The sequence below is a fragment of the Alteromonas algae genome (genome assembly GCF_049117195.1).
Lineage (GTDB): Bacteria > Pseudomonadota > Gammaproteobacteria > Enterobacterales > Alteromonadaceae > Alteromonas.
Window position 1 is genome coordinate 3,335,486 of sequence record NZ_CP185260.1, and the last position, 23,999, is coordinate 3,359,484.

Sequence of the window (23,999 nt, forward strand, 5' to 3'; positions counted from 1 at the left end):
CTACGCCATGCCTCCTGAAAACTTCATCACCATAGCTTGATTAGCGCGGTCTATTGCCTTGAAGGCGGCCTTTAGTTGATGCTTTTCGATTGAGGATAACGCCGAGACTGACACACAGTTATCGGCGACATTATTTTGCAACTGGTGACGCCAGCGCAACCGATTAAGGAACAACCAAATGTCTCGAAGGTTATCTGCATCGCGCGGTGACAGCCCCGAGGTTTCAGGTAACGCAGCCAACCGGGCTAACGTATTAGGTAATGTAATACCACTTTCCAAAGCGTAAATACGAGCAATATTATTAATGAGCGCAACCGCACGCACTTTTAAATCTATCGTGTCTTTTTGCTTCTTACCTTTCTCATACGTAAATTTATGAAACATAGATAGTGGCACAGAAACATCATTGCTATGCCTCGCTAGCGCGGCTAGAAACATGTTTTGTTTTAGTAGCGGTATGCGTTGTGTTTGTAGTTCATTGAACAGCGATTGATCGCCTGCCGCACAGCGTGTATCCAGAAAAATATTAAAGTGCATGATGGCATCTTTAGTAGGCGCATTTACCCATCGCCTTGCTTCAGCAAGTGCACTAGAGAGCGACAAACGAAGCGCTGGATTGCTTGCCATAATATTGCCATCGCATAACTTAATGCCGCATTTTGCCAACCCATTGCACACATAGTCTGCCATGTTAGCAAAGTAATCCGCTTGCTTTTCATTAGGGTCATTGGCAAGCAGTAATGCGTTGTCTTGATCAGACCCCATGGTCTGGTCTTCTCGCGCCTGCGACCCATACACTAACCACGCGAACATCATAGGTGCTTTACCTTTATCTTGTTGATAAAAACCAATTAGCTTGCGCGTCATAATATCCGTTGCTTGCGATAATACCTTACCGGCAATATCGTAATCACCGGCACGTTTCGCATGCGAAGAAAAATAGTGAGGAAGCTGCCACGACAATCGCGTCAAATCATAGAGATTCTCAGCTTTAGAAAGCTCTCCTATGATAAAGAGCACATTTCCTCGTTGATGGCGGATAATATCACTGGCGGTAAGCATACCAACAGGCTTAAGCGTTTGCCTGTCTATCACAGGTAAGTGATGTATATTACGCTCGGTCATCATCGACATTGCGTCAAACAAGGTTTTATTATTGGTAATGCTGGCAGGGGAAGCTGTCATTATTTGACGAACAGAGCACGTCGTATCTAACCCACTGGCCACCACTCTTGAGCGAAGGTCTCTGTCAGTCACTATACCTACAAGCTGCGAACAATCTGTGATCAATAAAGATGACACCCGCTGCGTAGTCATAATGGTAGCGGCCTCTCTTATTGATGTTTCGACATCGGCACCAATTGGCATTTTGTCAATTACGTCTCTTAACCCTTTGTAGAGCCACATAGAATTAGAGTCGTTCATCGCCTTGTTTTGCAGCGCGTTGTTTCGAAGGCTTTCAAAAAAGCTGCGAATTTCCGTATTGTCCAACAATGGGCGAAGTGCGTTTTCAGGAAAACAAAAAATTAAGCCTGCGTTTTCCACCGTTATGGTTAAAGCATGGCGTTGATTGTCTAATATATTTGAGAAACCGAAATAGTCGCCTTCGCTAACGTGACGTATTGCCCCTGGTTCATCAACTACCGAAAATTGGCCACTTTGAATCAAGTATAAACTTGGTTCATTACTTATCACCGTCTCAGCATTATCGTTCGTCACATAAATGAGTGTGGCATGGTGGATAAGAGGCGCTAATACATCCTCGTGAACGGCATCAAAAGGGGCAGAGGTTTTTAAGAAATCTGACACTTGTTTAGCAATGACTGTCATAACGCCTCCAAAATAAAAAAACCAATCACTTCGAAGAAAGTGATTGGTTTAGGAAAGGGCCAGGTCAATCTGGCCTAATCACATTCATCGGTTAGTGTGCTGACGCCTCACCAGCCCCTTTAGGGTAGCGAATGCTTTCTACTAACTCTTGAATTTCTTCTGGCGCTTCATTCGTTGCTTTAAATACGATAAACGCGACTAAGAAATTCACCATCATACCTAGCGTACCGATACCTTCAGGCGAAATACCGAACCACCAGTTTTCAGGTGTATTGGCTGCAGGGTTCACGAACTTGAAGTAGATAATATAGGCCGCAGTAAATGCTATACCTGCAATCATACCTGCTATTGCCCCTTTGTCATTCATGCGCTTGCTAAAGATACCCATTATAATTGCTGGGAAGAAGCTAGACGCCGCAAGTCCAAAGGCAAAGGCAACCACCTGTGCAACGAACCCGGGCGGATTAATCCCGAAGTAGCCGGCAATAACAATTGCCACCCCCGCAGCAAGACGTGCATAGAACAGTTCGGCTTTGTCGGTAATATTGGGCGCGAAGTTACGCTTCAATAAGTCGTGAGACACCGACGTAGAGATAACCAACAGTAAGCCCGCTGATGTGGACAGCGCCGCTGCTACCCCACCTGCTGCTACTAGTGCAATAACCCATGCTGGCAAGTTCGCAATTTCTGGGTTCGCTAACACCATAATATCGCGGTCGACTTTCATTTCATTACGCTCATCACCTGAATAGAACATGATGCCGTCACCGTTCTTATCATTAAACTCGATAAGGCCCGTTTGCTCCCAGTTCTTTATCCAAGAAGGTGCTTGTTCGTAACTTGTTCCGGTCAACTCTGGCCCATTGATTGTTTCAATCATGTTCACGCGAGCAAAAGCAGCAAGTGAAGGCGCCGTGGTATACAGAATGGCGATAAACGCCAGCGCATAGCCCGCCGACTTACGTGCATCATGTACTTTAGGTACAGTGAAGAAACGAACAATAACGTGAGGAAGACCCGCAGTACCCACCATCAGAGCAAAAGTGATAAAGAACACGTCAATGGTACTCTTCGTACCGGTCGTATATTCATGAAACCCGAGTTCCATGGATAAGTTATCGAGTTTTTGCAAGAGATGCATACCTGAGCCATCAGCGAGTGTCGCGCCAAAGCCAGTCTGCGGAAGAATATGACCCGTAACCATAATTGAGATAAACACAGCAGGTACAATGTAAGCAAATATCATCACACAGAACTGTGCAACCTGCGTATAGGTAATGCCTTTCATACCACCAAGTACGGTGTAGAAAAAGACAATAACCATCCCAATTACCACACCCGCGACAATATCAACTTCTAAGAAGCGGCTAAATACTACACCAACACCGCGCATTTGACCGGCTACGTAAGTAAAACAAACAAAAATAGCGCAGAATACTGCGACAGTTCGTGCTGTTTGAGAATAATAACGGTCGCCTATAAAATCAGGTACCGTAAATTTACCGAACTTACGTAAATATGGCGCTAAACAAAGCGCAAGTAACACATAGCCGCCCGTCCAGCCCATCAGGTAAACCGCACCGTCATACCCCATGAATGAGATAAGGCCTGCCATTGAAATAAATGAGGCCGCTGACATCCAATCGGCCGCAGTTGCCATCCCGTTAAGCAGCGGAGGTACACCACCACCTGCAACGTAAAAATCGTTCGTAGATCCTGCCCGTGCCCAAATAGCAATGGCAATATAAAGTGCGAATGTTCCGCCAACAATAATAAAAGTGAGTGTTTGAACGTCCATGGTATTACTCCTCGTTTACGCCATAACGTTTGTCCATGTCTTTCATTTTTGCCATGTAAACAAAAATGAGTGCCACGAACACATAAATAGAACCTTGTTGCGCAAACCAAAAGCCCAGTTTAAAACCAAAAAATTGGATGTTATTCAGTGCATCGACAAATAATATGCCCGCACCAAACGACATAACAAACCACACGACTAAAAGCTTAAAAAGGAGAGATAGGTTCTCCTTCCAATACGCTTTTTTGTCATCATCATTTCTAAATGCCATTATTCCGTCCCCATGTCAGGTTAATCGGTTGTTGTTTTTTTACATTTTCCTAACGCCCGGCTTTGATAACGTTATTGCCGTCGGTAGAAAACAATTTTTTTTGTTATCAAGGACAGCAAAGTCAAGCATTTTAGGAGCTCGCGTATTACTCTAGACCTGACAAGAAAATTCACAAATGAGACCATGGTCGTAGGTAGACTATGGTCGAAATGCTTATAATGAACACGAGCTTGTAAATAATACGTTAAAGGAATGGTATGACATTCGGTTGGGTTACCCTTGCAGTTCTCTATCTTTTTCTGTTGTTTTCACTTGCAAGTTGGGGGGATAAAAACTCGCCAACCGCGCGGGCGCTAACGTCTCACCCAGCAATATACTCACTTGCGCTAGCAATTTATTGTACGGCGTGGACCTTTTTTGGCATGGTTGGCCAAGCGAGCAGAGATACGTGGATTTACCTGCCGATTATGCTAGGCCCCATGTTAGTGTATTTAGTGGGCTATAAATTTATCTATAAACTGACCTTCGTCAGTAAAAAACAGCATATCACTACGATTTCTGACTTTATTGCATCGCGTTACGGAAAACGCCAGACCGTTGCACTGTTTGTCACGCTTATTGCGCTTTTGGCCACTATCCCTTATATCGCACTGCAACTTAAAGCCATTGGTTCTACCTTTCAGCTTCTCACCCAACAAGAGAACAGCCAATTTATCATTGTGGCGGCCACTGCATTTATCGCTATTTTTGCCATTTACTTTGGCACCAAGCAGACCGATGTCACCCAGTACAGACGGGGGCTAATGCTTGCTATTGCGTTTGAGTCGACACTAAAGTTACTCGCCTTAGTGCTTGTGGCAATTGTCGGCTACAGCGCGTGGAAGCAAGCCCAATCGGGCCCGTTCTTTGAAAGCTTTATGAATGAAGCAGCGCTGTCACAATTTAGTTCATTCACATTTATTGCACAAACCATCATGGCCGCGGCTGCAATCGTGTGTTTACCGCGGCAATTTCACGTGGCAATCATCGATAATTTAAGCCTTGGACATATAAAAACCGCGCGCTGGTTGTTCCCGCTTTACTTGGCTATCATTTCTGCTGTTATTCCTGTCATTGCCATTGCGGGTAAAGCAATATTTCACGGCCAGGCGGTTGAACCTGATTCGTTCGTCCTTTCTCTTGCTGTATTTTCAGAGTCGGTATTACTGCAAGTGATTGTATTTATTGGGGGCCTGTCTGCTGCTACAGCCATGATCATTGTCGCCACCCTTACATTAAGTACTATGTTGACAAACGACGTCATCCTTCCTCGATATTTAGCCTTAAAAGACACCACAGAACAAACCCAAGACTTCTCAAAACAAATAAGACTCATTCGGCGTTTAGTCATTGGTTTTATCTTGTTAATGGCGTTTTTGTATCATCAACAAATGACCACCAGCCGCTCGCTTCACTCTATCGGGTTAATTGCGTTCTCCTTAGTTATTCAACTTATGCCTGCTATCGTTGGCGGTCTTTATTGGAAGCGTGGGCATGCGCATGGTGTTTATGCAGGCTTACTCGTTGGGTTTATCATTTGGGTATTATGGCTAGTGTTACCTGTTGTGGGCGACCGCGTTTCACAGGTAGAACAAAACGACCTTATTAGCCAAGGCGCTATGATTAGTTTAGGGGTTAACGCCCTAGTGTATGTGGTTTTTTCTTGGTTTGCGCCACAACGACTTATTGACCGCATTCAAGCAGAGGCCTTTGTTTCGCCAACAATGACATCTAATAGCGTGTCGAAAAATCAGCATGGCAACGTTAAAGTTTCCGACCTTATTACTTTGCTCTCCACATTCATGGGCTCGGGCCGATGCGACCAACTTATTGAACAATACCAACAATTAAACCATTGTGAATTGAAAAGCGATGATACGCCTGACGAAGCCTTCCTCGCGTTCTGTGAGCGAGCGCTTGGGGGCGTTATTGGTGCGTCGAGCGCGAAAGTACTGTTAGACAGTGCCCTGCGCGGAAAGAAAATGGATTTCACAGAAGTCATTAATTTTTTCGACGACACCACACAGGCAATGCAGTTCAATATGACTGCACTGCTCACCTCGCTTGAAAATATGGATCAAGGCATAAGCGTCGTCGATAAACACTTAAACTTAGTGGCCTGGAATAAACGCTATGCCGCACTCTACCCCTACCCTGAAGAGCTTCTGTCAGTGGGTACACCTATTGAAAAACTTATCCGATATAACGGAACGCAAGGTGAGTTCGGCTCTGAAAACGTTGAAGAAGAGGTTAATAAACGCTTAGAGCACTTGCGCTCGGGGCGTACGCATCGCTTTATACGTCAGCGGAACGACGGCCGGGTGATAGAGATGGTCGGCAACCCACTTCCTGGGGGCGGTTTCGTTACTAGCTTCAACGATATCACAGGACACGTCGAAATACAGCAAGCGCTAGAAGAATCTAATATTGATCTAGAAGCCCGTATTAAAAAGCGCACGGCAGAAGTGCACTCGATTAATGCAGAATTACGCCTAGAGATAGAGCGGCGCTCAGAAGCGGAAAAAGAGCTTATTCGCGCTCGAAAAGCAGCAGAAGATGCTAATGCAAGCAAGTCACGATTTTTAGCATTAGCCAGCCACGATGTACTACAACCACTTAATGCCGCTAAACTTTATATTACCGCGTTAGAAGAACAAGAGCTGTCGTCAGCCGCAAGTGTCATCGTCAATAAGCTTAATCATAGTGTGGCATCCAGTGAAGCGTTAATTGGTACGCTACTCGATATTTCTAGGCTCGATCAAGGTGAGATGAAGCCCGACATTGAAGCGGTGAATATAAAAGCGTTAATCACCCCGCTTGTTGATGAAATGACGATGCGAGCAAAGGAGAAAGGGCTATTGCTTAAGGCAGTTATTCGACCGGTTTGGGTAAAGGCAGACAAAACGTATCTTTATAGAATAATGCAAAACTTGCTTTCAAATGCGGTGAAATACACTGAAAAAGGCAAAGTATTATTGACCGTAAAAGCGCAAGGAGACGATGTCATATTTAACGTTTATGATACGGGAATAGGCATTTCTAGCGACAAACAAGGCGCCATATTTGGTGATTTCTATCGCACCAATCAAAGCAACGAACATGGCCTTGGCTTAGGGCTGGGCGTGGTAAAAAGGCTAAGTAAGCAGTTACAAAGCGACATCAACGTTTCGTCAACTATTCACCGAGGAAGTCATTTTTCAATGTCACTTTCACGCGCTACACCGCTTATTGACGACACCATAACCAAAACTAAAAAAGCGACAACATTTTCTGGCCTTCAAGTGCTGTGTGTTGATGATCAAAAAGAAAACCTAGACGCGATGAAGACATTGCTTGAAAAGTGGGGCATTGCCGTGCGCCTTGCCAACAACTGGGAAGATGCGCTTGCGCTTTGCGATGCAATGCCTCCGCATATCTTACTAATGGACTATCAGCTTAGTCATGATGACAACAAAAATGGGCTGGCACTTATTGATGCCATAAGGTTAAGGCTTAACATTGTTATTCCTGCCGCGCTTATAACCGCTACACCAGATGAAAGCTTAGTATCACGTTGTAAAGATCAAGGGGTTAACTATTTATCAAAACCATTAAAGCCAGCGAAACTACGAGCGCTGCTACAAAGTATGACGCGCTATATTGAAGAGGCACATAACAAAGTGAGCGAGTAACGACATCGGCTAAGTAACCGTTACCCCATTTAGTACGAAGGACGTTAGGCGATTAGTACCATAAAATGATGGTGTATCTTTTATGGCTGAGGGGGCGTTAGTGGTTCTGTAGACGCGTCATCAACCGGAGGGGTAACCGTCACTTTCCCCATTGTCCCCCACACTGTTTTAGGGTTAATTAGCACAGGACGAGTGAGTATTAAGTTATTCGGGTACATTAATGTTTCTCGCTCAGCGGTTAAAAGCCGGGTACTGAAAGGCCCTAAGTCTGCAATGTATCCTTCGATAAAATTATCACCGTCCAGAATACGAATAAAGTTGCCACGCCGATAAGCGACATTGGTAAGTAATATAAAGTACGCCGTAATGTTACTGATTAACGACCAGCTGGCAAATAGGGCCACCCCCGTTACGGTAATAATTGATGTAGAAAGCACCAATAGACCAGAAAAGTCGATACCCCAGGCTAGTAACAAGAGAGATAATGAAACAATGGCAACAATAACGCGGGCGGCAAATAAGCCTTTCAACGCGCTGCCTGATTTCAACTTAGACTTTGCTATATTGCTTTCTACTTTCGGCAATAATTTTCGCGACACCACCAAATAGAACAGCACGACTAGCCCGCTCCAAATGATATTCGGCTGATAGGCATAAAACCATTGTAACGCGTATTGCCACAAATCAGACATGCAGGTTGTTCCTTGATTAAAAAGCGCGCATAGTAAGTGGAGTGGAACAAAACTTCATGCAAAAAATTCGTTCCTAACCACAATTATAATTCGTAAGACATAGCAAAGCGTAAACCCTACTATGCGCGAATATTCGCTATATCTTCATGCCACTTTATTGCCAGCGGACATTACACTAAAGTATAAATGGCAAACTAACTAACTCAAAGGCTTTATACAATGCGCATTGCGATTTTATCCAGAAACCCTCGTTTATATTCTACGTCACGTTTAGTAGAAGCGGGGAAAGAGCGAGGACATGAAGTAGATGTCATCGACACCATGCATTGCTACATGGATGTAACTAGCGCTAATCCGTCGGTGCGCTATAAAGGAAAACGCCTTCCCTATTATGATGCGGTTGTTCCTCGCATCGGCGCTTCGGTAAGTTTTTACGGTACGTCAGTGGTAAGACAATTTGAAATGATGGGAACCTATAGCCTTAACGAATCAGTGGCTATTAGCCGTTCTCGCGACAAGCTTCGTTCGTTACAGCTACTTTCTCGTAAAGGGATTGGCATGCCGCGCACAGGCTTTGCACACCACCCTGATAAAATTGATGACGTGATCAAAACCGTTGGAGGCGCTCCGGTCGTTATAAAGCTGTTAGAAGGTACACAAGGTATCGGCGTCGTACTTGCTGACACACATAAAGCAGCAGAATCTATTATTGAAGCCTTTATGGGGTTAGATGCCAGCATTTTGGTTCAAGAATTCATAAAAGAAGCAGGCGGCAGTGATATTCGCTGCTTGGTCGTCGGCGGAAAGGTGGTTGCAGCAATGAAACGCCAAGCTGCGCCTGGTGAATTTCGCTCTAACTTACACCGTGGAGGCCAAGCAAGCTTAGTCAGACTAAGCCCTGCTGAACGTAAAACCGCCGTAGATGCAGCAAAGACTATGGGGCTTAACTGTTGTGGTGTTGATATCTTACGCTCGAACAATGGCCCTGTTGTGATGGAGGTTAACTCATCGCCAGGCCTTGAGGGTATTGAAAAAGCAACAAACAAAAACGTGGCAGGTATGATCATTGAATTCATTGAAAAAAGTGCAAAGCCACACAAAACAAAAACGAAAGGTCAGGGCTAAATGAAAGGCGACATATTAACTATTGGCGGGCAAAAGGTTGCAATGGGCGAGTCGGTCAAAATTGACCTTGAAATGCCCCCTTTGTATACCGCAACTAACATGAGCATTCCTGTTTTCGTAAAACGAGGAAAGCGAGCGGGCCCAGTGATGTTTGTCAGTGCAGCTATTCATGGCGATGAATTAAATGGTATCGAGATCATTGGCCGTCTAATGCGCTCAAGCGCCATTAATCGTCTTCGCGGTACGCTGATTGCAGTTCCAATGGTTAATGTGTATGGCGTACTTAACCAGTCTCGCTATTTACCTGACAGGCGTGATTTAAATCGCAGCTTTCCTGGAAGCAAAAAAGGGTCGTTAGCGGGTCGGTTGGCTAACCTTTTTTTTAAAGAGATTGTGAGTAAATGTGATGTGGGCATCGACCTTCATACTGGTGCAATACACCGTAGTAACTTGCCACAAATACGTGCCAACCTTGATGACCCTGAAGTATTAGCAATGGCAGAAGCCTTTGGCGTGCCAGTATTACTTAATGCAGAAATTCGCGAAGGTTCACTTCGTCAGGCAGCAAGCGACAACGGTGTTAAAGTGCTTTTATATGAAGCAGGTCAAGCACTACGTTACGACGAGTTTTCAATTAGGGCTGGCGTTAAAGGTATTATTAATACAATGCGCCATTTAGGCATGCTGAATAAAGGTAGGGCCAAAGGCCACAGTATTTCGCGTTTTGTTGCGCGTCAAAGTGGCTGGGTTCGTTCACCTGAAAGTGGTTTTGTAACGCATTTAGCGCAATTGGGCGACCACGTGAGTAAAGGCGATAAATTAGCCAGCGTTGCTGACCCTTTTGGTGCCCATTTGGCAAACATTATTAGCCCTGCTGAGGGCGTAGTAATAGGAAAACAGAATATTCCGCTCACCCAAGAGGGTGAGGCAATATATCACATTGCTTATTTTACCCAACCTGACACGGTAGCTGAGCATGTTGAATTACTTCAAGATAACCTGCTTCCACAAGAGCAGCTAGACATTGAGTGAAAATACAGTGAAAGATAAAAAAACTGTTGGTGTCGTAGAGCGTTGCAACCTTCCGGCACTCGCTATAAAGGGGTTGCATGTAAGGGTCGATACTGGAGCGGCCACGTCCTCTTTGCACGTTGATAACATTGAAGAAGTAGAACGAGATGGTGAACTATGGATTCAGTTCGATATTCACCCTGACATTCATAACGTAAAAAATGTGGTGCGACGAGAAGCAAAAGTCGAAGCCAGAAAACGCGTTAAAAGCTCAACGGCTACAAGAGAAAGGCGTTATGTCATAACTACGTCTATAATTATGGAAGACATGCAGTGGGATATTAAACTAACACTGACAGATAGGTCGGAAATGACGTATCTCATGCTGCTTGGCCGAGAAGCAATGGAAGGGCGGTTTGTGGTCGACCCAGAGTACGAGTACTTGCTAACCAGTAACGATTAAGAAGGAAAGGTGGGTGAAAAGGAACATTACCATAACTGTTTTTTTAGCATCTGTTATTGCGTTTTGCGGCGTAAGTGGTGGCGTCTACGCACAAAACGATAATGTCACCCTCCCTGACGCTAGTGCGCATACCGTGCTGCGTTTGCCGAATGTACATCCTGGCCGCGATAACGTGTTTAACTATGCAAAATCATTGCTGGAAATGGCACTAACCGTCACCGAAGAGCGTTATGGTACGTATGAATTTGTCGTTAGTGAAAGCGAACTTTCACAAGAACGCCAACTGCGGAGTTTAGAGCATGACTTGTTGGACGTAACGTGGAGCGTCACGTCGATAGACCGAGAAAAACAGCATCTTGCAATACGTATCCCCATTATGGCGGGTTTATTCGGAAAACGTATTCTTCTGATAAACGAAAGTGCTACTGCCTTTAATACACCGCTAACACTTTCACAGCTTCAGCAATTACGTTCAGTGCAAGGCTATGATTGGCCAGATACGAAAATTCTGCGCCACAACAATATGGGTGTATTAGAAACAACGTATCGCGCTTCTTTTCGTATCGTAGCTGAAGGGTTCGCCGACATGTACCCTCGAGGTATTATGGAGATTAGTAAGGAAGAAAATAATAAGGCGTTATCTCGTAATCTAGTTATCGAGCCCAATCTCGTGCTCTCCTATCCTAGCCCCATGTTTTTCTTTACGGGTATTGATAATACTTTGCTTGCAGAGCGCATTACAGAAGGCCTACTTATTCTTATTAAAAATGGGGAATGTCAGCGTCATCTCTTCGCTCAAGAGGTGTATAAAGACAGTATGAACATGATAAGAGGTAGAGCAGTTATTCACCTTGAGAACCCATTACTCAGTGAACCTAGTAAACAGGCGATGGATACGTTTTTGCCGCACTTTACTAACAAAAATAACGGCTTGCATGATGTGAAGCAACAGCATCACCGATAATTTAGGTCACTAGTGCTATCTGCTCGTAGGAGGCTCTAATTCTAATTGCGAGGCGATTAATACGGCTTGTGTTCGATTATTAATACCTAGCTTTTTGAAAATGGCAGTTACGTGCGCTTTCACGGTTGCCTCTGCAATATCCAAGTTATAACCAATCTGTTTGTTCAGTAATCCATCACGCATAAAACACAACACTTTATACTGTGACGGTGTGAGTGATGCAACATTATCAGCCAATGCCGAAAAGGCTTCATCAACCTCGTCTACACTGTCACTTAAATTGGGCGGTAACCACACATCACCATCTAAAATGGCGTTGACCGCTTCTGCAATGTCAGAAGAGCTCGCGGTTTTAGGAATAAACCCTAACGCACCTGCACTCATAATTTTGGTAATGAGTAACGAATCTTCGGTTCCGGACACAACCGCCACCGGTACATCCGGATACAGCTTGCGAATGTGAAGTAAACCAAATAAGTCGTTACTGCCTGGCATATGCAAATCGAGGAGAAGCAGGTCGACATCGTTTTCATTAAGCATGTCGACCGTACTGGTTAAGTCACCAGCCTCAAGCAGCGTCAAGGCTGGTAAAGACAATGATAACGCCCCCCGCAGGGCATCCCGATACAACGGATGATCATCGGCAATGAGTAAAGTTATCATTGAGTTATCCTTCTACTTATTCAGTCGCTCCCTTATGAGTGTATCAACAACTGATGGATCCGCCAATGTTGACGTATCACCTAATTGCTCATGCTCATTCGCCGCAATTTTACGCAAAATACGGCGCATAATTTTGCCCGACCGCGTCTTAGGAAGGCCATCCGACCATTGGATCATGTCTGGTGTTGCAATAGGGCTTAATTCTTGACGTACCCAGGCCTTCAATTCTTTTGTAAGTGTATCGTCTGCCACTACGCCCTCGTTAGGCGTCACGTACACATAAATCCCCTGCCCTTTAATATCGTGAGGGTAGCCTACAACAGCAGCTTCAGCCACTTTGGCATGTGCCACCAACGCGCTTTCAATTTCTGCCGTACCTAATCGGTGACCTGAAACGTTTAATACATCGTCTACACGCCCCGTTATCCAATAGTCACCATCGTCATCGCGTCTAGCGCCATCGCCGGTGAAATAAACGCCTTTGTAAGCACTAAAGTAGGTATTAATAAAGCGTTGATGGTCGCCGTATACGGTTCGTGCTTGGCTAGGCCAGCTCGCTTTAATCACTAAGTTGCCTTCTGCCGCCCCTTCGAGTTCATTGCCATCAGCATCGAAAAGCGCCGGTTGAATACCAAAAAAGGGACGTGTTGCTGAGCCAGGTTTCAAGTTTGTGGCCCCAGGAAGCGGGGTAATCATGTGACCGCCGGTTTCCGTTTGCCACCACGTATCCATAATTGGACAACGGCTTTGACCGATTACTCGGTAATACCATTCCCATGCTTCTGGGTTAATAGGCTCGCCCACCGTGCCGAGTAAGCGCAGTGAAGAAAGGTCACAACCTTCGGCCGGTTTGTCGCCATGTGCCATCAGAGCGCGAATAGCGGTGGGTGCAGTATAGAGGCTACTAACCTTATATTTTTCGACAACTTGTGCGATGCGTCGCACGTCAGGATACGTTGGCACGCCTTCAAAAAACACCTGCGATGCAGCGTTAATCATTGGCCCATAAACCATATAACTATGGCCTGTGATCCAACCTACATCTGCCGTACACCAATAGATATCATCATCTTTGTAGTCAAACACATACTTAAATGTCATCGCGGTATAAAGCAGATAGCCACCGGTAGTATGCACAACACCCTTAGGCGTGCCGGTTGACCCAGAGGTGTATAGGATGAAGAGCGGATCTTCGGCGTTCATGACCTCCGGCTCGCATTGTGCAGAGCAATCGTCTATGGCGTCATGCCACCACACATCAACATCACTATTCCACTCGACGTCTCCGCCAGTCAGCTTATGCACAACAACATGTGTAATCGACGGGCACGCATTATTGACCAGCGCTTTATCTACGTTGGCTTTCAAAGGAATAGCGCGGCCTGCTCGGCGACCTTCATCAGCAGTAATCACCACTTTCGCCGCACTATCGTTGATTCTGTCGGCAATTGCATTTGGAGAAAAGCCACCAAAGATAACAGAGTGAACGGCACCAATGCGAGCGCACGCTAGCATGGCATAGGCCGCTTCGGGCGCCATAGGCATGTAAATCGCGACGCGATCACCCTTAGTAACCCCCATTTTTTTAAGGGCGTTTGCAAGCTTACACACTTCATAATGTACCTGCTGATAAGTAACTTCTTGGCTGTCTTCTGGCGAGTCACCTTCCCAGTAATAAGCCACTTTTGTAGCGTGCTTTGCAAGGTGTCGGTCAATACAGTTGTAGCTTGCGTTTAAGCTACCGTCTTCGAACCATTTAATGGAGACATCGTTGGCGCCAAAGTGCGTATTTTGCACCTTTGTTGGCGCACTGTACCATTCGAGCATACTTGCATGCTCGCCCCAAAATGCGTCGGGGTTGTCAATTGACTGCTGGTACATCTCGTCATATTGCGCCGCCGTTAAATGCGTCGATTGTAAAATAGAATCTGGTACAGGGTAGGTCTTACTGGCAGTCATAATGTTGCCTCCAAAATCAAATAGATAAAAGATTACGCTTCATACTAACCACTCTAATCGTTCAGTACTAAAGAAAAATGAGACTTTGGTCTTAGCGGCTATTTTTACTTCGCGAATTGATAGGGAAAGACACGAACACATGCTGACCATCGTAATTCATCGATAGTCAGCATGTGAGTGTGTTGTAAGGTGGGTTAGAACTTAAATACCACCCCCGCACGGGCTACCGTTGCGGTAAAGTTTTCATAGTCAACGCCATACTCAGTGTCAAAATGCGTAAGCTGGGCGAAGGCGGTTAGGCCTGTTGTCACTTTGTAGCCGTAGTTGATATACGCAGTGGTATTCTTATTAAGCTCAGTAAGGCTTAATCTGTCACGCTCGCTGTCATCGACAGATGCACTGGCGTAGCCCACTTTCACGTTACTATCAGGGCTAACATTCCAGCTTACAAAGGTAAAGAACCCAGTTTCGCTAAAACTTTCTCTTACCTGCCCATCTGCGTTTAGTCTGGCCGCTGGCGCGATACCTAATGCATTTTGGTTGTTCAACGCTTCGCCTGAGTAATATTCTGCGTTAACGCTTACATCACCAAAATTAAGCGTGGTGTACACTTTAAACAGATTGGCATCTTGATTTTCACCCGCACCAAAATTCGGCTCATCTTCAAATTTAAGACTGGCAAAATGCCCTGCAACACCTATCTTATGGCCAGAAAATTTATAATTAATATCAACCGCAAGGCCCGGCATGCGCCCTAGCTCGTTGGCATTAACGCCTCCAGCGGTTGCATTACGCCCTTTTCCTGTAAGTGCACCGGTTATCGTCAAGTCGTCAACCTTATATGTCGCACCGACTTCCATGGCCAAGAACCCAGTGTTACCTGCACGAAACGCATTACCAATCCAGTTATAGCTTCCGCTCGACTTGATACCCGAGGCAGTTGACCATTTCTGACCACCGAAAATAGTTAGGTTCTTTGAATAATCATAATAAAGTGTGGCAAGTCGCAACCTTGCTTCTTGCGCTTGAATAGCGGTTTGGTTAGTAAAACCATCTTCACCATCAATAAAGTCAAATTCCAATACGCCACGAATTTTTTCGTGTTTCATGTTGAGCGAGAAACGCGATTGTGCGGCTTGGAACGAGGTCGATTCAGACTCTAAAAAATTAGTTTGCTGAGCGGTCGCAGGGGCGCCACCAAAAATATCCGTGCGTAATGCATGGGTTGGCGCTACTTGGCTGTAGGTACTGCCGTAACTTGCAATCCCCTGACTTGAAGTAACCGCTTCCGTTTTTATCATCCCCTTGAAACTAAACTCAAAAGCGTCAACTGGCGTGTTTACTAATACTAATGCAACAGAAGCTGCAATTCGCTTTAACATGTGATTCTCCCATATTTACAATCATAAAAATCAGATTCGAACGTCTGAATAATTCTTTAGTGGGAAAACAAGAGACGTAGACTGCATTGGTGCTTGCCCTCAACCCGCTAACGAAAACTTAACATTTATTAAACAACTTAATTGTGAGATAAAAATGAGAAAATTACTCTACATATCACGTCCGGTGCGACCAAAGTCTTACGGTTTACCCCGTTTTCAGCGCGGTAATTCGCAAACTTACTGTTCAGACTGAGAATTGAGCATGCTTCTTGACCAAAAAAGTGACATGCAATTAAGTAATAATCTTTATCGTTACTGCTTAATAGCAAAGTAAGTATAGGTGGTAATAGGGGAAAGCAACTCGCTTTCCTGAGAGAATAGTGATCAACGGTATAAACAGTATGAACCACAAGCACAGCAACTATGAATGCAACGTCTCTTGCTCTTTCTGGCCGGGCCGGTCACTGGATCGAAGAAATTGATGATGTCCTGTATTGACGGCAGTCTTCACTGTGCGGTAAAGACTGCCCTACTGAAATCTAAAATCCGAGGGGATACTGCTGCAACACATCACTGATACTGGCTAGCGTATCACCGCTCAACGTGACAGAAAAACCGTCGATATTTTCTGACAACTGTGCGGTAGATGTCGCGCCAATAATGGTGCTGGTTACGCCAGGCACTTGTTGGCACCATGCAAGCGCTAACTGAGACGGTGTAATTCCAGCGCCCTGCGCAATATCACAGTAGCGCGCGGTTGCTTCATGGCCAGCTTGTTGACTTCGAAACAAGCCTTGTCGCTGTGTCATCGTCCAACGTGACCCTTCTGGCCGTGCATTATTCTGATACTTACCGCTTAGCATGCCTGTCGCTAAGGGAGACCAAGGTAAATAAGCAATGTCTTCTAAGGCGCACATTTCAATTAAATAAGGCCAGTCTTTAGCATGCAGTAGGCTAAATTCATTTTGGATGGAAACCGGGGCAGGAATGTTCATCTCGCGACAAAGCGTTAAGAATGTATGTATTCCCCATGGCGTATCATCTGATAACCCCCAATGACGAATTTTGCCACTATCTAACGCCGCTTTGATACCGGTAAGAATATCGCGCATGCCGTCGATTTCTTTCTCTGGAGAGATACGAGTAGGATCGACTTTATTTGGCCAATGCTTTCCAAAGTGCGGTGTCATACGGTTGGGCCAATGAAGCTGGTATACATCGACGTAGTCGCTATTTAAACGTTGCAACGACGCATCTAGCGCACTACTGACTGACGTTCGCGTAATGGGCTTTCCGTCGCGTATATAAGCAAGCCCTGGCCCTGCTACCTTCGTCATTACCACAAGCTTATCTCTAAGCGCTGTATTTCTCGCCAACCAATTTCCGAGGATCCGTTCGGTATCGCCATACGTCTCTTTATTTGGAGGGACAGGATACATCTCTGCGGTATCAATAAAGTTAATACCTCGGTCTATTGCCATCGCTAGTTGTGCATCGGCGTCTTGCTGAGTATTTTGAATACCCCATGTCATTGTGCCCAGACAAATGTCAGACACTGAAAGCTCACTTGCCCCTAGCCTATTGTATTGCATACTTTCTCCAGCTTCATTGTTCTTGTTAGCGCGGTATTGTTTTATCTGATTACTACTATACGCCTGTAGTGTCAAAACATACCAAAGCCTGCGCTAAAAATCTCAATGTGATGGCTAACTGAAGGTTACATGGGATAAGTATTTGCTTTCCGTCCCTGTTGATTATAGCCACAAGAGTGTGCTGAGTACTGAAGGACAATGGGGTTACGACACGCGGACACACCGCGTTTCGTAATAATAGTATCTCTGTGACTTGTGTAGCGCTATGACTTCACTTTTACGCACACTTGGTCGCCATAATAGTTGTTGGCATAGTTGCATTGCGTACGCGCTTGCGAGTTAGTGTAGGTAGCGACCGTTTTCTTTGTTGATAGTATCTTAATGATGGTGTTCATATTTGCTCTCCGTTTTTGTTGCAGAGATTATCACCAATCTAACAAAAAGATTAAATAGCAAAATATCAATCGCAATTATCGTATAATTGAATCAATAAGGCGAACAACGAAAACAATGAGCTGAAAATGGAGAGAGATACCGTCAGGCGCTATTGGGGAATAAGATAGATAAACAGATACAAAAAAGGCGCTCTATTGAGCGCCTTTTTTTAATGCATTGGTTTGCTTAGATTAAAGAATCTTAGCTACAACACCAGCACCTACAGTACGGCCACCTTCACGGATAGCGAAGCGTAAACCTTCGTCCATCGCGATTGGTGCAATAAGCTCTACTACGAACTTAAGGTTGTCACCAGGCATTACCATCTCTACGCCTTCTGGAAGCTCTACAGCACCAGTTACGTCAGTTGTACGGAAGTAGAACTGTGGACGATAGCCTTTGAAGAATGGAGTATGACGGCCACCTTCGTCTTTGCTTAGTACGTATACTTCAGCTTCGAATTTAGTGTGTGGGTTGATTGAACCAGGCTTAGCTAGTACTTGACCACGTTCAACGTCTTCACGCTTAGTACCACGTAGAAGAACACCAACGTTCTCACCAGCGCGACCTTCGTCAAGAAGTTTACGGAACATTTCAACACCAGTACAAGTCGTCTTAGTTGTATCTTTGATACCAACGATTTCTACTTCTTCACCTACTTTAACGATACCTTGCTCTACACGACCCGTTACTACTGTACCACGGCCTGAGATTGAGAATACGTCTTCGATTGGAAGAATGAACGGCTTATCGATTGCACGCTCTGGCTCTGGGATATATGAATCAAGCGCTTCACCAAGCTCGATGATTTTCTTTTCCCATTCTGCGTCGCCTTCAAGGGCTTTAAGTGCAGAACCTTGGATAACTGGAAGGTCATCACCTGGGAATTCATATTCGCTAAGAAGTTCACGAACTTCCATTTCTACTAGCTCTAGAAGCTCTTCATCATCTACCATGTCACACTTGTTCATGAATACGATGATGTAAGGTACGCCAACCTGACGACCAAGTAGGATGTGCTCACGAGTCTGAGGCATAGGGCCGTCAGTCGCAGCTACTACTAGGATCGCGCCGTCCATCTGTGCAGCACCGGTGATCATGTTTTTAACGTAATCAGCGTGTCCTGGGCAGTCTACGTGAGCGTAGTGACGAGTAGGTGTGTCATACTCTACGTGAGATGTAGAGATGGTGATACCACGAGCTTTCTCTTCAGGCGCGTTATCGATTTGATCGAATGCCTGAGCTGAACCACCATATGTCTTTGAAAGAACAGTAGTGATTGCTGCAGTAAGGGTAGTTTTACCGTGGTCAACGTGGCCGATAGTACCCACGTTTACATGGGGTTTCGTACGTTCAAACTTTTCTTTTGCCATTTCTATTATCCCAGCAACGTTACATTAAAAAATTTTGAAATTTTACAACATGAGCTGGGGAGAAAATGGTGCTGATAGGCAGATTTGAACTGCCGACCTCACCCTTACCAAGGGTGCGCTCTACCAACTGAGCTATATCAGCACTGATTTGGAGCGGGCAGTGGGAATCGAACCCACATCATCAGCTTGGAAGGCTGAGGTAATAGCCATTATACGATGCCCGCAAATCTTAATTCTCTGGCCACCTCATAAAGAAAGTGGTGGAGGGGGCAGGATTCGAACCTGCGAAGGCTGAGCCGGCAGATTTACAGTCTGCTCCCGTTGACCGCTTGGGTACCCCTCCAGGATTGATGGTGCCGACTGCCGGAATCGAACTGGCGACCTACTGATTACAAGTCAGTTGCTCTACCAACTGAGCTAAGTCGGCACTACATCAAGTGGGTGCGCATTCTAGAGTAATGAATTACTCAGTGCAAGTGTCTTTTCGAAAAATTTTCATTTTTCTTTTTTAACCAGTTTTTCAACCAATTAAAAACTTACGCTTTCTACTAACTAAACAGTTCGTGTCGAGCGTAGCGGGCAAGACCTTGCACCACCAAATGAGCGAGGCGCATGTTATCAGCGCTTTCCAAAAATGCAAACACTTTTTTGTCTCCACCCCCTAAAATAACGTCAAATTCTGTTTGTTTGCTTGATATATAATCAACAGCGCTCAAATAAACACCATATACGGCAGCATGACACCCTTGTGCCACACATTCCTCAGTATCGGTCCCCACCCCAAAAGAGGTCGGAATTTCATTATTCGCGAAGACTTTTTTAGTCGATGACACTAATGCGTCGCGCATTACTGTGAAGCCTGGCACTATCCAACCGCCTAAATGTTGACCACTTACAACAAAATCTACCGTTATTGCCGTACCCACATCGATAACAAAAAATGCTTTTTTTGTTTTTTGTGCAGCACAAATCATCGCAAGCCAACGATCAACGCCCATTTTTTGAACATTGGCGTAACTATTTTTTATACCAAACGCTTCTTTCTCTGTGTGCTTTTCTACAAATTTTATTTTACGCGATGCACACATGGTTGAAATTTCATCAACCACCTCCTGATTTCTTACCGAAGCAAGGTATACATGCGTGATATTTTTTTGATTATCGACAAAATTAAATAAGTCGTTGGGGCTGTTACACACTAACGGTTCGTTTTCAGACTCACAAAGCAGCGTATATTTGATTCGGGTGTTGCCAATATCAACAAGTACCACCGAATTTTCAGTTACCACGTAAGCTAACCTCGCCACCATGAAAGCGTGTTATACCATCTTGGGTTTCTACTAATAGTGCTCCACTGGCATCAACGCCACGGTCAATACCCGAAAAACGCTTTTCACCCATTTGCAGCACAATGCGTTTGTCAGCATATAAGTCTAACGCTTCCCAATGCGGTACGAATGGCCCAAAGCCCTGTTGTGAAAAGGTAGGAAGATAAAGCCACATCGACTTTATTATCGCAGCGGCTAATTCATTTCTATCTGGGGTATGCCCCAAATAAGCGGCTAAGTCGCTGTGTGGCTGACCCACATCATACTGACCGTCAGGCATGCATACATTAAGGCCAATACCAATAACTGAGTGTGCCGTTGCACCAATTTGCCCTTCTACCTCTATTAATACTCCTGCCAGCTTTTTGCCCTGCAGGTAAATATCATTAGGCCACTTAAGCTCTGCATCATTAACGCCAAACTCTTTTAGCGCATTACATACGGCTAAGCCGACTAAAAGCGAAAGCCCTGCCATGCTTTGGTAGCCATCGGGAAACGACCAATACATCGAGAAGGTTAAGCTCCCCCCCACCGGCGCAAGCCATGTTCTTCCATGTCGCCCGCGCCCAGCGGTTTGTATTTCGGCAAAAATCACATCACCGTTAGCCAGTTCATGACGCGCATTAGCAATACGCTTTTTTAATTCAGTATTCGTAGAAGGAAGCACCGATTCGACATCAATCATTGCCCGTTTGGTATTTCCAAGATGTTTTTTTATATTATCTGCGCTTAACAATGGAAAGCCTCTCTCCAAACGATAACCTTTACCTTTAACTTTAAAAACATCGAGCCCCCAATCGGCTAACTGCGAGATATGTCCTGCGACAGCGGTGCGAGATAACCCCACTTCCTGTGCAATAACTTCGCCTGAATGAAATTGTCCATCTGAGAGTAAGGCAAGTATATGTTTTCTTATAGCCTTAGATGCTTGTCTCATGGTGTGATTTATCCTTTTATCGGTCGACTACATATATGTGAGGCATCACATAAGCATAATGTCTTATATTTTTGCCTTTATATAGTGTCGCCATATCAACAGCCTTTACACGTGGTAATGGTTTGTAAAGAAAACCCAATAGTAATAGAAGCGCACAAAAAACCAGAAGCGCATAGGGTTGCAAACATATCCAACGTGGTAAGCATTGCGCGCCAGTGAATTATATAGTTACCAACGGACATGAGTTAAGGCTCTAGAGGTAATGGCAACAGTATGCAAGTGTGTTGCGTACTGTCATTTATCGGTCAATGGTAGGCGAAGTAAATTAAGAAAGAAAGCCGAAATCCGGCTTTCGTGTTCTGTTCGTGTAGAGGGAGAAATACGCTACATCATCTTATCGACAATGCGGTCGATACAGCGAATAACGGCCCAAGAGAACGCGATACGCTAATGGCAGAATATCTAAATATTATTTGCCACTTCATAGGCTTTTATCTTGTCATGCTCTTGGAGCGTTCTTCCTATTTTATCAACACCATTAAGTAAGTTGGCGCGATGATGTTCGGGAATACTGAAGGTAATGACCGAGGAATCAAAACTGACGGTTTGAATCGACAAGTCGACGGTTACCTCCGCTCCTGGCGTGCGCTGTGCACGAAGCGCTAACGCGTTTACTACCTCATCGGGCAATACAATAGGCAAAATTTGATTATTTAAGCAGTTAGCATAAAAAATATCGGCAAAACCTTTACCAATAATGACGCTAATACCAAAATCTGCCAGTGCCCACGGCGCATGCTCTCGGCTCGAGCCACAGCCGAAATTTTTCCCTGTTATTAATATCGACGCGGTTTTATACGCATCCTGATTTAAAACGCAATCAGGGTTAGGTACGCTTTCATGTTGATCAAGGTAGCGCCTATCATGCAATAAATGCTTTCCAAACCCAGCCCGAGCGATTTCTGTTAGAAACTGCTTAGGCAGTAATTGGTCCGTATCAATATTGTCTTCCAATAAAGGAATAACATGGGATACCACTTTATTTAAAGGTGTCACAACGTGCCTCACTTAAAACGTTCGAATATCAACAAAATGGCCCGCTATCGCGGCGCCAGCTGCCATAGCCGGGCTAACTAGGTGAGTCCTAGACCCTCTGCCCTGCCGCCCTTCGAAATTGCGATTGCTAGTAGACGCGCATCTATCACCTTCATGAAGCACATCGTCATTCATTCCCAAGCACATAGAGCAGCCTGGCAAACGCCATTCAAAACCTGCGGTTTTAAACACCTCATCTAGCCCTTCCGTTTCGGCTTGCTCTTTCACTTTTACTGAACCGGGAACAACAATGGCTTTTACACCTTTCGCCACCTTGCCTTTTCTGGCGATATCAGCAGCCGCTCGTAAATCTTCTATTCGGCTGTTGGTACACGACCCAATAAATACATGTGAGATAGGAATATCAGAAAAAGCGGTTCTTTCTGTCAGCGCCATATAAGCCAATGCTTTTTGGGCTGATGCTGTCATTAATGCATCATCAAAACTATCAGGAGATGGAATAACCTCATCGATGCCTGCCACCTGACCGGGGTTTGTTCCCCACGTCACTTGCGGGGCAAGACGTGAAACATCGATATGCACTTCTGCATCAAATACCGCATCGGTATCGGAATAAAGGGTTTTCCAAGCAAGGCAAGATTCATCCCACGCCGCTCCCTTCGGTGCAAAAGGTTTACCTTTTAAATACGCGAGGGTGATGTCATCTGGTGCAATAAGGCCCGCTTTAGCACCCGCTTCAATACTCATGTTGCATATGGTCATGCGCCCTTCAACAGAAAGATGCGATAGCGCATCGCCGCTGTATTCAATGACGTACCCTGTACCACCTGCGTGTCCTATTTTACCTATCAACGCCAATATAAGGTCTTTGGCGACCACACCGGCGCCAGGCGTTCCTGAGAAAACCACCCGCATATTTTTCGCTTTCGACTGCCTGATAGTTTGTGACGCCAATACATGTTCCACATCTGACGTACCTATGCCAAACGCTAGTGTGCCCAATGCGCCATGCGTAGCGGTATGCGAATCGCCGCACACTACGGTCATGCCTGGATGAATTAACCCAAGCTCTGGACCCATAACATGAACAATCCCTTGGTTAGCGTCACCAACGGGGTAAAGCACAATTCCGTGCTGCTTGCAGTTTTCCACCAGCGTTTTTAATTGCAGCGCATTTTTAGGGCCACACGCATCAAGCGATGTCGAGCGGGTAGAAATACTATGATCCATGGTGGCAATGGTGAGATCTGGCCGCCTTACGCGCCGGCCATATTGATTTAATCCGTCAAACGCTTGAGGCGACGTCACCTCATGAATAAGGTGGCGGTCAATATATAAGAGGCCATCACCATCTACATCACCTATATAGTGTTTATCCCATAATTTGTCGTACAGGGTTTGTCCCATTTA

At 45.2% G+C, this 23,999-nt stretch carries 19 protein-coding genes and 4 tRNA genes; 5 read left to right on the forward strand and 18 right to left on the reverse strand.

The window, feature by feature from the left end:
• From ACOJRU_RS14850 to ACOJRU_RS14860, 3 genes are all read right to left on the reverse strand, one after another.
• On the reverse strand, positions 1–1,830 hold the full coding sequence (locus ACOJRU_RS14850; RefSeq protein ID WP_421132516.1) for a DUF294 nucleotidyltransferase-like domain-containing protein: 1,830 nt from the start codon (positions 1,828–1,830) through the stop codon (positions 1–3).
• Between the two features lie 91 nt (positions 1,831–1,921).
• On the reverse strand, positions 1,922–3,628 hold the full coding sequence (locus ACOJRU_RS14855; RefSeq protein ID WP_421132517.1) for a sodium:solute symporter family protein: 1,707 nt from the start codon (positions 3,626–3,628) through the stop codon (positions 1,922–1,924).
• Between the two features lie 4 nt (positions 3,629–3,632).
• Positions 3,633–3,899 carry a DUF4212 domain-containing protein gene (locus ACOJRU_RS14860; protein ID WP_421132518.1) on the reverse strand — a complete coding sequence of 89 codons (267 nt, stop codon included), beginning with the start codon at positions 3,897–3,899 and terminating at the stop codon, positions 3,633–3,635.
• A 257-nt stretch (positions 3,900–4,156) separates the two neighbouring features.
• Between ACOJRU_RS14860 and ACOJRU_RS14865 the strand changes: the two genes are divergently transcribed.
• Positions 4,157–7,609, forward strand: a complete 3,453-nt coding sequence (locus tag ACOJRU_RS14865) for a PAS domain-containing hybrid sensor histidine kinase/response regulator (RefSeq protein ID WP_421132519.1) — start codon at positions 4,157–4,159, stop codon at positions 7,607–7,609.
• Positions 7,610–7,689: 80 nt separating this feature from the next.
• On the opposite strand, the gene ACOJRU_RS14870 is transcribed toward ACOJRU_RS14865, so the two are convergent.
• Entirely contained in the window at positions 7,690–8,301 is a 612-nt protein-coding gene (locus ACOJRU_RS14870; protein ID WP_421132520.1) for a mechanosensitive ion channel domain-containing protein, read from the reverse strand.
• Positions 8,302–8,520: 219 nt separating this feature from the next.
• On the opposite strand from ACOJRU_RS14870, the gene rimK reads away from it, so the two are divergent.
• From rimK to ACOJRU_RS14890, 4 genes are read left to right on the forward strand one after another with little or no spacing between them, the layout of a single operon-like run.
• Complete coding sequence (gene rimK / locus ACOJRU_RS14875; RefSeq protein ID WP_421132521.1) at positions 8,521–9,426, forward strand: 30S ribosomal protein S6--L-glutamate ligase; 906 nt, start codon at positions 8,521–8,523, stop codon at positions 9,424–9,426.
• The gene (locus ACOJRU_RS14880) at positions 9,427–10,458 is read left to right on the forward strand and encodes a succinylglutamate desuccinylase/aspartoacylase family protein (RefSeq protein WP_421132522.1); all 1,032 of its coding nucleotides are present in this window, start codon (positions 9,427–9,429) and stop codon (positions 10,456–10,458) included.
• 7 nt (positions 10,459–10,465) lie between these two features.
• Positions 10,466–10,900 (forward strand): ATP-dependent zinc protease, encoded by a 435-nt coding sequence (locus tag ACOJRU_RS14885; protein ID WP_421132523.1) that lies wholly within the window; start codon positions 10,466–10,468, stop codon positions 10,898–10,900.
• Between the two features lie 13 nt (positions 10,901–10,913).
• The gene (locus ACOJRU_RS14890) at positions 10,914–11,864 is read left to right on the forward strand and encodes an amino acid ABC transporter substrate-binding protein (RefSeq protein ID WP_421132524.1); all 951 of its coding nucleotides are present in this window, start codon (positions 10,914–10,916) and stop codon (positions 11,862–11,864) included.
• A 15-nt stretch (positions 11,865–11,879) separates the two neighbouring features.
• On the opposite strand, the gene ACOJRU_RS14895 is transcribed toward ACOJRU_RS14890, so the two are convergent.
• The 14 genes from ACOJRU_RS14895 to leuC form a co-directional block, all read right to left on the reverse strand.
• Entirely contained in the window at positions 11,880–12,527 is a 648-nt protein-coding gene (locus tag ACOJRU_RS14895) for a response regulator (RefSeq protein WP_421132525.1), read from the reverse strand.
• Between the two features lie 12 nt (positions 12,528–12,539).
• On the reverse strand, positions 12,540–14,486 hold the full coding sequence (gene acs, locus ACOJRU_RS14900; RefSeq protein ID WP_421132526.1) for an acetate--CoA ligase: 1,947 nt from the start codon (positions 14,484–14,486) through the stop codon (positions 12,540–12,542).
• Positions 14,487–14,680: 194 nt separating this feature from the next.
• A complete protein-coding gene (locus ACOJRU_RS14905; protein ID WP_421132527.1) occupies positions 14,681–15,868 on the reverse strand; it encodes a hypothetical protein in 1,188 nt (395 codons plus the stop codon).
• Between the two features lie 539 nt (positions 15,869–16,407).
• On the reverse strand, positions 16,408–17,460 hold the full coding sequence (locus tag ACOJRU_RS14910) for an aldo/keto reductase (RefSeq protein WP_421132528.1): 1,053 nt from the start codon (positions 17,458–17,460) through the stop codon (positions 16,408–16,410).
• Positions 17,461–17,723: 263 nt separating this feature from the next.
• Complete coding sequence (locus ACOJRU_RS14915; RefSeq protein ID WP_421132529.1) at positions 17,724–17,855, reverse strand: hypothetical protein; 132 nt, start codon at positions 17,853–17,855, stop codon at positions 17,724–17,726.
• 231 nt (positions 17,856–18,086) lie between these two features.
• Positions 18,087–19,268 carry an elongation factor Tu gene (gene tuf / locus ACOJRU_RS14920; RefSeq protein WP_013782545.1) on the reverse strand — a complete coding sequence of 394 codons (1,182 nt, stop codon included), beginning with the start codon at positions 19,266–19,268 and terminating at the stop codon, positions 18,087–18,089.
• A 66-nt stretch (positions 19,269–19,334) separates the two neighbouring features.
• A tRNA-Thr gene (locus ACOJRU_RS14925) sits at positions 19,335–19,410 on the reverse strand.
• 7 nt (positions 19,411–19,417) lie between these two features.
• Positions 19,418–19,492, reverse strand: a tRNA-Gly gene (locus ACOJRU_RS14930).
• Between the two features lie 34 nt (positions 19,493–19,526).
• A tRNA-Tyr gene (locus tag ACOJRU_RS14935) sits at positions 19,527–19,611 on the reverse strand.
• An 8-nt stretch (positions 19,612–19,619) separates the two neighbouring features.
• Positions 19,620–19,695, reverse strand: a tRNA-Thr gene (locus ACOJRU_RS14940).
• 121 nt (positions 19,696–19,816) lie between these two features.
• A complete protein-coding gene (locus tag ACOJRU_RS14945; RefSeq protein ID WP_421132530.1) occupies positions 19,817–20,557 on the reverse strand; it encodes a type III pantothenate kinase in 741 nt (246 codons plus the stop codon).
• Positions 20,547–21,533 (reverse strand): bifunctional biotin--[acetyl-CoA-carboxylase] ligase/biotin operon repressor BirA, encoded by a 987-nt coding sequence (gene birA, locus ACOJRU_RS14950; RefSeq protein ID WP_421132531.1) that lies wholly within the window; start codon positions 21,531–21,533, stop codon positions 20,547–20,549. The genes ACOJRU_RS14945 and birA overlap by 11 nt, the downstream gene beginning before the upstream one ends.
• 462 nt (positions 21,534–21,995) lie before the next feature.
• Positions 21,996–22,589 (reverse strand): 3-isopropylmalate dehydratase small subunit, encoded by a 594-nt coding sequence (gene leuD, locus ACOJRU_RS14955; protein WP_421132532.1) that lies wholly within the window; start codon positions 22,587–22,589, stop codon positions 21,996–21,998.
• A gap of 12 nt (positions 22,590–22,601) precedes the next feature.
• Positions 22,602–23,996: a 3-isopropylmalate dehydratase large subunit gene (gene leuC / locus ACOJRU_RS14960; protein WP_421132533.1), complete on the reverse strand. Its 1,395-nt coding sequence runs from the start codon at positions 23,994–23,996 to the stop codon at positions 22,602–22,604.
• Positions 23,997–23,999 lie beyond the last annotated feature (3 nt).

Bases quoted from the DNA above. Each gene is read 5' to 3' on its own strand.
- ACOJRU_RS14850 (WP_421132516.1), bottom strand. From the start codon at position 1,830: ATGACAGTCATTGCTAAACAAGTGTCAGATTTCTTAAAAACCTCTGCC.
- ACOJRU_RS14855 (WP_421132517.1), bottom strand. From the start codon at position 3,628: ATGGACGTTCAAACACTCACTTTTATTATTGTTGGCGGAACATTCGCA.
- ACOJRU_RS14860 (WP_421132518.1), bottom strand. From the start codon at position 3,899: ATGGCATTTAGAAATGATGATGACAAAAAAGCGTATTGGAAGGAGAAC.
- ACOJRU_RS14865 (WP_421132519.1), top strand. From the start codon at position 4,157: ATGACATTCGGTTGGGTTACCCTTGCAGTTCTCTATCTTTTTCTGTTG.
- ACOJRU_RS14870 (WP_421132520.1), bottom strand. From the start codon at position 8,301: ATGTCTGATTTGTGGCAATACGCGTTACAATGGTTTTATGCCTATCAG.
- rimK (WP_421132521.1), top strand. From the start codon at position 8,521: ATGCGCATTGCGATTTTATCCAGAAACCCTCGTTTATATTCTACGTCA.
- ACOJRU_RS14880 (WP_421132522.1), top strand. From the start codon at position 9,427: ATGAAAGGCGACATATTAACTATTGGCGGGCAAAAGGTTGCAATGGGC.
- ACOJRU_RS14895 (WP_421132525.1), bottom strand. From the start codon at position 12,527: ATGATAACTTTACTCATTGCCGATGATCATCCGTTGTATCGGGATGCC.
- acs (WP_421132526.1), bottom strand. From the start codon at position 14,486: ATGACTGCCAGTAAGACCTACCCTGTACCAGATTCTATTTTACAATCG.
- ACOJRU_RS14905 (WP_421132527.1), bottom strand. From the start codon at position 15,868: ATGTTAAAGCGAATTGCAGCTTCTGTTGCATTAGTATTAGTAAACACG.
- ACOJRU_RS14910 (WP_421132528.1), bottom strand. From the start codon at position 17,460: ATGCAATACAATAGGCTAGGGGCAAGTGAGCTTTCAGTGTCTGACATT.
- ACOJRU_RS14915 (WP_421132529.1), bottom strand. From the start codon at position 17,855: ATGAACACCATCATTAAGATACTATCAACAAAGAAAACGGTCGCTACC.
- tuf (WP_013782545.1), bottom strand. From the start codon at position 19,268: ATGGCAAAAGAAAAGTTTGAACGTACGAAACCCCATGTAAACGTGGGT.
- birA (WP_421132531.1), bottom strand. From the start codon at position 21,533: ATGAGACAAGCATCTAAGGCTATAAGAAAACATATACTTGCCTTACTC.
- leuC (WP_421132533.1), bottom strand. From the start codon at position 23,996: ATGGGACAAACCCTGTACGACAAATTATGGGATAAACACTATATAGGT.